The following is a 6,517-nucleotide window of genomic DNA, read 5'->3' as shown; positions in this document are numbered from 1 at the left end:
AAACCCCGGCCCCCAAACCCCACCACTCCAGGGGACTTACCCCCGGACAACAACGACCTGCGGATGCTCTACATCGGGAAAGCTTCGAACCTGCGGCGACGGATCATCGGTAACCACCTTCGGAGTAGCGGAAGCTCGACCCTGCGCCGCACCCTCGCCGGCGTGCTGCTGACTGAGCACGGTTACCGCACCGAACGCACTGACCGCGTCGTGCTGATCGCCCCGGACGAGGCCCGGCTCACGGACTGGATGCGCACCCACCTTCACCTTTCCTGGTGCGAGCATCCCGATCCTGCAGCGATCGAACCGTCCGCCATAAAGCAATGGGCGCCCCCGCTGAACCTCGACCATGCCACCGGCCAGATTCGCGACATCGTCCTGGCCGCGCGCACCGCGTACAACACCAGCGCGTGAGCACGAGCAGACTATTCTCGTGCTTCACCTCACGCGCAGCGCGACTACTGCCGACCCTGCGGAAAGAAGCGTCCGAACCCGCGCTTCCCGGCGGCGTCGTACTGATGAACCAGGTGCCTGAGCCGCAGGTTCAGCTCATCCATCCGGGCGGTGCGCACTAGTAGGTCGTCGATCGCCTCCGATCCCGGCCGGGGATCGTTGAGCAGCGCGTCGGCATCCTCGAGCACGTCCAGGAATTCCGGGTCCCGCGCCGCCCGCTCCTCGATCTTCGGAAACCTCTCGACCAGTGCCGTCCCCACCGCCCGGCTCTCCCGCAGGTCGTACCAGGCCTCCACCGTCAGCGACAGCGCTCTGTGGGCTGAGTCGTGTGCGGTCTCCGCGGACGCGAGTGCCTTCGTCGCCGTCACCTGCAGCGGATCCACCCCGGCCAGGAGTCTGCGGCGGTGGGCGAGCTCGTCGATCGCCGACCGCACCAGCCACGTGGTGTACCAGAACCAGCCCGCGATCACCGCCAGGAACAGCAGGCCTATGACCACGGGCACGAGGAGCCTCAGCACGCGGTCCACCACCCGGTAGCGCGACCCCCGAGCGCCCTCATGACCCCAACACCAGCGCGATCACGATCGACAACGGGACCGCCAGCGCCACCCCGGCGCCGACGAGCTTGGCCGTGGCCGACCACAACAGTCGGGATGCCTCGGTCTGCGCACCCTGCTCGTCGATCACGCAGGCCTCTCTCGCCGCCACCTCCACCCGGGTGGCCGTCGCCTCCGGCCAGCCGCGTGGCACCCGGCGCAGCGGATTGCGACCGAGGTCATCGGCGGTGAGGGCGGCGCGTTGGCCTGACCATTCCCGCAGACCTGCGTCCAGTCGGGTGCGGGCCTGCTCGGCGGCAGCGTTCTGCTGCCGGGCAACGGAACTGGAGTAGATCTCCATCGACGCCATCGGGAACGGCCACCTCCCCCTGCGCTGTCGCGGGCCGGAACGGACCCCATTGTCCCACCAGGAGGGGCAGGCGCCGTGTCATTCCGGACACACCCGCAGCTCAGTCGGCGACGTACGGGTTGGTCGCAGTGTGATGGCGGACCCGGGCGGGCACCACGAAGAGCATGACCGCCACGAGAACCGCCATCGCCGCCCCGGCCGCGAACCCCGGCAGCGTCCCGAGCACCAGCGAGAACACCAGCGCGGCCAGCCCCACCAACGCGATCGACAACATGACCAGGCCCACGCGGGCCAGCGTCGCGGACAGTCGCAGCACCCGGTCCTTACGGTGGGAGCGGAACACCGCGCGGTGGATCATCACCGGGGCCAGCAGGACGACCGTCGAGGCGAGGGCGAGCGACAGGACCACCAGGTAGAGGGCGCGACCGCCGCCCCCGATGTCCGCGAACCGGTCCTGGAACGGCACCACCAGCAGGAAGCCGGTGAGGACCTGGCCGCCGGTCTGGACAATGCGCAGCTCCTGGAGCAGCTCGATCCAGTTGCGGTCGATCCGCTGAGCCTCGGTCTCGTCGCGCTCCACGGCCAGGTCCTCGCGGGGTTCCCCGGTGCCCTCGACGTCCATGTCGCTCCCTTCGCCGCGTGCCCCCATCGTCGTCCGCCCGGCTCGGCGACGGAAGCGCTCCCGGCACATCCGCGGAGCGACCACACGACGTGGCGGCGGCGCTCAGGCCGCGGCCGCCAGCCTCTTCTCGTCGATGGTGCGGTCGAAGACCAGGGCGTAGAGCAGGCCCGCGCCCACTGCGGTATAGGGCCAGAGAAGATAGAAGATCACTCCCATCGACATCGGCAGGCCCCAGAGCACGGCGTCCCCGGATGCGGTGAGGATCGACCACAACACCAGCACGCCCAGCCCCGCGCAGTAGGCGACGATCGCGATGGTCGACACCCTCTCCCACGAGCCGTCGGAGTGCAGGGAGCCGAGGAGCATCATGATCACGGCGAAGAGCGGCACGGCGATGAACACCATCTGCCACGTGTCGGTGAACATCCCGAGCAGCGCGAAGGCGGCCACTGCCACGAACGCGTGGATCAGGATGCCCGCGCGCTTGTGGTCGGGCTCCGGAGCGTCCGCGGGGTCCAGTGCACTGTCGAGACCGCCGTCGAGTGCGCGGCCGCGTGCGGTGGGATCCGAGGCGGGATCAGTGGCGTGATCAGACATGGTCGTTCCTTTCGGTGGAGGCGGTCGAGGTGGACCTGGAGGTCGAGGTGGACGCTGCGGTCGTCGACGCTGCGGTCGGGGCGGCGGCCCCGCCGCTCACCCGCGGGTCGGTCACCGCGCTGCGGCCGCCGTACAGGAACTCCAGCGTGGCGTCGGGGTGACGGTTGGTGGTCATCAGCGACACCACGTAGAACAGCACGATCGACACGAGCAGCGAGATGCCGCCGACCTGCATGAACGCCGGGACGGAGATGATGTCCCGCGCGGCCAGGGAGGTGATGATCATGTTGCCGAGGATCGCGAATGCCACCGTGACGGTCGCGGCGGTGGCCGTCGCGCGATGCCAGTAGATGGACATGACCACCGGGCCGACGATCGCGGCGGCGAAGGCGGCCCAGCCCAGCGCGCCGAGCAGGAACACCACCTGCGAGAGGAACAGGGTGAGCAGGACCGACAGCACCACCAGGGTCAGGCTCGCGATCCGGCTCCACAGCAGCTCGCGGACCACCTTGATGCCGAACGCTCCGGGGAGGTCGCGCATCATCGACGAGGCGCCGATGGTGATGAAGCTCGAGGCCGACGACATGATCGCGGCCAGCAGGCCGGTCAGCGCGATGCCGCCGACGATCGGGTTGGTCACCGAGTCGAGGAACCAGATGGCGGTGTCGTCGATGCTCTCGAGTTCCGGGGCGTCGCCGGTGAGGGTCATGGAGCGGGTGGACAGACCGATGCCCACGGAGAACAGGGTGGTGATGGCGTAGGCGATACCCGCCACGGCGGCACCCCACTTGAGCTGCGTCATGTCGCGGAGCATGAGGAACTTGGTGAGCAGCTGCGGCTGGCCCACGGCGCCCACGAAGATCAACAGACCAAAGGCGAAGATGTAGGTGGGCGCCTGGACGCCGTCGATCGAGAGCATCTCCGCGCTCCCGGCCGAGATGGTGTCGAGCATGGGGAGCCACCCGCCGGCCACCTGGACGGCGAAGAAGAACAGCCCCACGGACATGACCACCATGAGCACGCCCTGCACCAGGTCGGTCCACACGGCCGCGAGCATGCCGCCGGCCATCGTGTACGCGGCCACGACCATGGAGCCGATCCACACGCTGGTGGGGATCGAGGTGCCCAGCAGCAGCGAGATGATCACGCCGATCGAGGTGACCTGGGCGGTCATGTACGCGATCGAGGCGATGAAGATCGCGACCGACATGGTGGCGTGTGAGGTCCTGTCCTGGAAGCGGACCCGGATGAGGTCGGGCACCGAGTAGACGCGGTGCTTCTTGCCGATCCAGTTGAGTCGGCTGCCCAGCAGGAACCAGGCGACGGCAAAGCCGAAGGGCGCGAGCAGCCCCACGGCGATGAGCGCCTGCAGGCCCCAGGCGTAGGTCTGGCCGGTTCCGCCGACCATGCCCCAGCCGGACTGGATGGAGGAGAAGCTGGCGATGGCCATCACGAAGAAGCCCAGGGACTGCCCAGCGACGAGGAACTCCTTGGCCGACTTCATCTTGGTGTTGGCCCACGCGCCGATGGCGAACATGAGCACGAAATAGGCGAGAACGACGCCTATGACGACGGGATTGTTCATGAGGGATCCTCAGGGTTCGGTCGGGCGTGGTCGGATGTCGGGTGAGCGTGGTCGGATGTCGGTCGGGCGTGATCGGCCCGCAGCCTGGCGCGGCGGATCTTGCCGGTGTTGGTGGTGGGGAGCTCGTCGAGGAAGAGGACCTCCCGCGGGTACTGGTAGAAGGCCAGGCGCTCCTTGACCAGGGCCTGGATCTCGCGGGCCAGCTCGTCGGTGCCGCTGACCCCCTCGGCGGGGACGACGTACGCGACGATCGCCTCTCCGCGCAGCTCGTCCGGCACGCCGATCACGGCCACCATCTCGACGCCACCGTGGCGCAGGATCTGGTCCTCGATCTCGCCGGGGCCCACGCGGTAGCCGGCCGAGGAGATCAGGTCGTCGTTGCGGCCGGAGAACCAGAAGTTCCCCCTCTCGTCGACCCTCGCCAGATCCCCGGTGTACAGGACTCCGTCGGCGGTCTTCTCCGCCGTCTTGTCGGGGGCGTTCCAGTAGCGCAGAAACGCATTCGGGCTGGGCAGCCGTACGCAGACCTCGCCGACCTCGCCCGTGGCGACCGGTCGTCCGGTCTCGTCCAACAGCACAAGATCGAAACCCGGCGTCGGGCGTCCCATCGAGCCGGGCGGGGTCGCGAACTCGGCGTGGCACGTGCCCACGATCAGGTTGCATTCGGTCTGCCCGTAGATCTCGTTGACCTGCACGCCTAGCGCCTCGCGCGCCCATTCGGCCACGGCCTCGCCCAGCGCCTCGCCCCCGGAGAACGCGGCCCGCAGCCCGGTGTGCGAGTAGTCCACCTCGGACGCGCGCATCATCTTGAGGATGGTCGGCGGCAGGAACGAACAGGTCACCCCGTGTCGGCGCAGGATGTGCTCCACGGTCTCCGGGCTGGGCCGCCGGGCGGAGGCCACCACGGGCACACCGCTGTAGAGGCTCGGCAGCAGCACGTCGAGCAACCCACCGGCCCACGCCCAGTCGGCCGGGGTCCAGAACACGTCACCCGATTCGCCCGGCGCAGCGTTCTGGGGGAACCCGTCGAGCGCGCGGACCACTCCGGGCATGTGCCCCAGCACCACGCGGTGTCCGTGCAGGGCGCCCTTGGGCTGGCCGGTGGTTCCGGAGGTGTAGATGAGCAGGGCCGGGTCGTCGGGTCCGGTATCGGCGACGACGACGGCGAGGTCGGCCGAGTCCGTCACCGACAGCGGCAGCACGGTGAGCGCACCCGCCTCGGTCGCCGGGGCCGTGCCAGCCGCGAGCATCGCCCCGGCAGCGGACGACGCCGTCTCGGGCACAGCATCGCCGCTGACCAGCACGGTGCGCAGCTCGGGCAACCCGGCGAGTTCGTCGGCCAGGCGCGCGTGGCAGTCGGCGTCGAACACCGCCGCCACGGCGCCGGAGTCGCCCATCCGGAACAGGGCGGCCTCGGGTCCGAACTTCACCGAGAGCGGGACCGCGATCGCGCCCATCAGGTAGGCGGCCACGTGGGCCACGGCGGTCTCGGCGGACTGCGCGCACATCACGGCGATCCGGTCGCCCTCGCCGACCCCGCGCTCGCGCAGGACGGTGACGAGGCGGCGGGCGCGGGCTCCGAGCTCGCCGAACGTGGTGATCTCCGGCGGGTCGTCGCCGCGGTCCACCACGATCGCGGGGGACTCCGGCGGATGGGCGTCCGTGCACGCGGCTCCGATGTTGAATCGGTCCGGGATCTCCCACCGGAAGCCCTCTGGCCCCAGCGGCGGACGCCAGGGCCGTGCCTGGGCGGTCGATGGCATGCGTTCAACTCCTCAGTCTCTGTGAGCCCCCTCACTCGGAGGAGCTCGCCCCACGACGGTATGAGTGGCCTGGTTCACATACAATGGAGATTCCCCCTACGTTCGGAGTCCCCACATGTATGAATTCCTATCCCTCGACGTCACCGACGGCCTCGCGGTGGTCACCCTGGACCGGCCGCCGGTCAACGCCCTGTCCCGCGGCATGCAGGAGGAACTGCGGGCCGTGGCGCAGGAGGTCTCGGGGCGCAGCGACGTCGACGCGGTGGTCTTCACCGGCAGCGAGCGCGTCTTCGCCGCCGGCGCGGACATCAAAGAGATGCGGCAGATGCCGTACGCGCAGATGCTCACCGAGGCCCGCGAGCTGCAGTCGGCGTTCACCGCGGTCGCGGAGATCCCCCAGCCCACGGTCGCCGCGATCACCGGCGCAGCGCTCGGCGGCGGCATGGAGCTGGCGCTGTGCTGCGACCGGCGGATCGCCGCCGAGAGGGCCAAGCTCGGCCAGCCCGAGATCCTGCTGGGCATCATCCCCGGCGCCGGCGGCACCCAGCGGCTCGCGCGCCTGGTCGGCCCCGCGGTGGCCAAGGACCTGTG

8 protein-coding genes are annotated in these 6,517 nt (G+C 69.6%); 2 read left to right on the top strand and 6 right to left on the bottom strand.

Features of this window, described 5'->3' with window-relative positions; all coding sequences use genetic code 11:
* Positions 1–414 (top strand): GIY-YIG nuclease family protein (locus G6031_RS07550; RefSeq protein ID WP_182652909.1); only part of this gene is annotated, 414 nt, incomplete at its 5' end.
* A 44-nt stretch (positions 415–458) separates the two neighbouring features.
* Here the strand turns inward: G6031_RS07550 and G6031_RS07545 are convergent.
* From G6031_RS07545 to G6031_RS07520, 6 genes are all read right to left on the bottom strand, one after another.
* The gene (locus G6031_RS07545) at positions 459–971 is read right to left on the bottom strand and encodes a hypothetical protein (RefSeq protein WP_182643844.1); all 513 of its coding nucleotides are present in this window, start codon (positions 969–971) and stop codon (positions 459–461) included.
* 37 nt (positions 972–1,008) lie between these two features.
* Entirely contained in the window at positions 1,009–1,359 is a 351-nt protein-coding gene (locus G6031_RS07540) for a hypothetical protein (RefSeq protein ID WP_182652908.1), read from the bottom strand.
* Between the two features lie 100 nt (positions 1,360–1,459).
* Positions 1,460–1,981: a DUF6328 family protein gene (locus G6031_RS07535; RefSeq protein ID WP_182611163.1), complete on the bottom strand. Its 522-nt coding sequence runs from the start codon at positions 1,979–1,981 to the stop codon at positions 1,460–1,462.
* A 102-nt stretch (positions 1,982–2,083) separates the two neighbouring features.
* On the bottom strand, positions 2,084–2,578 hold the full coding sequence (locus G6031_RS07530; RefSeq protein WP_241730963.1) for a hypothetical protein: 495 nt from the start codon (positions 2,576–2,578) through the stop codon (positions 2,084–2,086).
* Positions 2,571–4,163, bottom strand: coding sequence for a sodium:solute symporter (locus G6031_RS07525; RefSeq protein ID WP_182652907.1), 1,593 nt, complete (start codon positions 4,161–4,163; stop codon positions 2,571–2,573). The genes G6031_RS07530 and G6031_RS07525 overlap by 8 nt, the downstream gene beginning before the upstream one ends.
* Positions 4,160–5,926, bottom strand: coding sequence for an AMP-binding protein (locus G6031_RS07520; RefSeq protein ID WP_182652906.1), 1,767 nt, complete (start codon positions 5,924–5,926; stop codon positions 4,160–4,162). Before G6031_RS07520 ends, G6031_RS07525 begins: the two co-directional genes overlap by 4 nt.
* 115 nt (positions 5,927–6,041) lie before the next feature.
* On the opposite strand from G6031_RS07520, the gene G6031_RS07515 reads away from it, so the two are divergent.
* Positions 6,042–6,517: enoyl-CoA hydratase/isomerase family protein (locus G6031_RS07515; RefSeq protein ID WP_182652905.1), on the top strand; the 476-nt coding region annotated here is incomplete at its 3' end.

The organism is Dietzia sp. CQ4, assembly GCF_014145125.1.
In the GTDB taxonomy this organism is placed as follows: domain Bacteria; phylum Actinomycetota; class Actinomycetes; order Mycobacteriales; family Mycobacteriaceae; genus Dietzia; species Dietzia natronolimnaea.
This window is presented reverse-complemented; position numbering and strand designations above follow the sequence as displayed.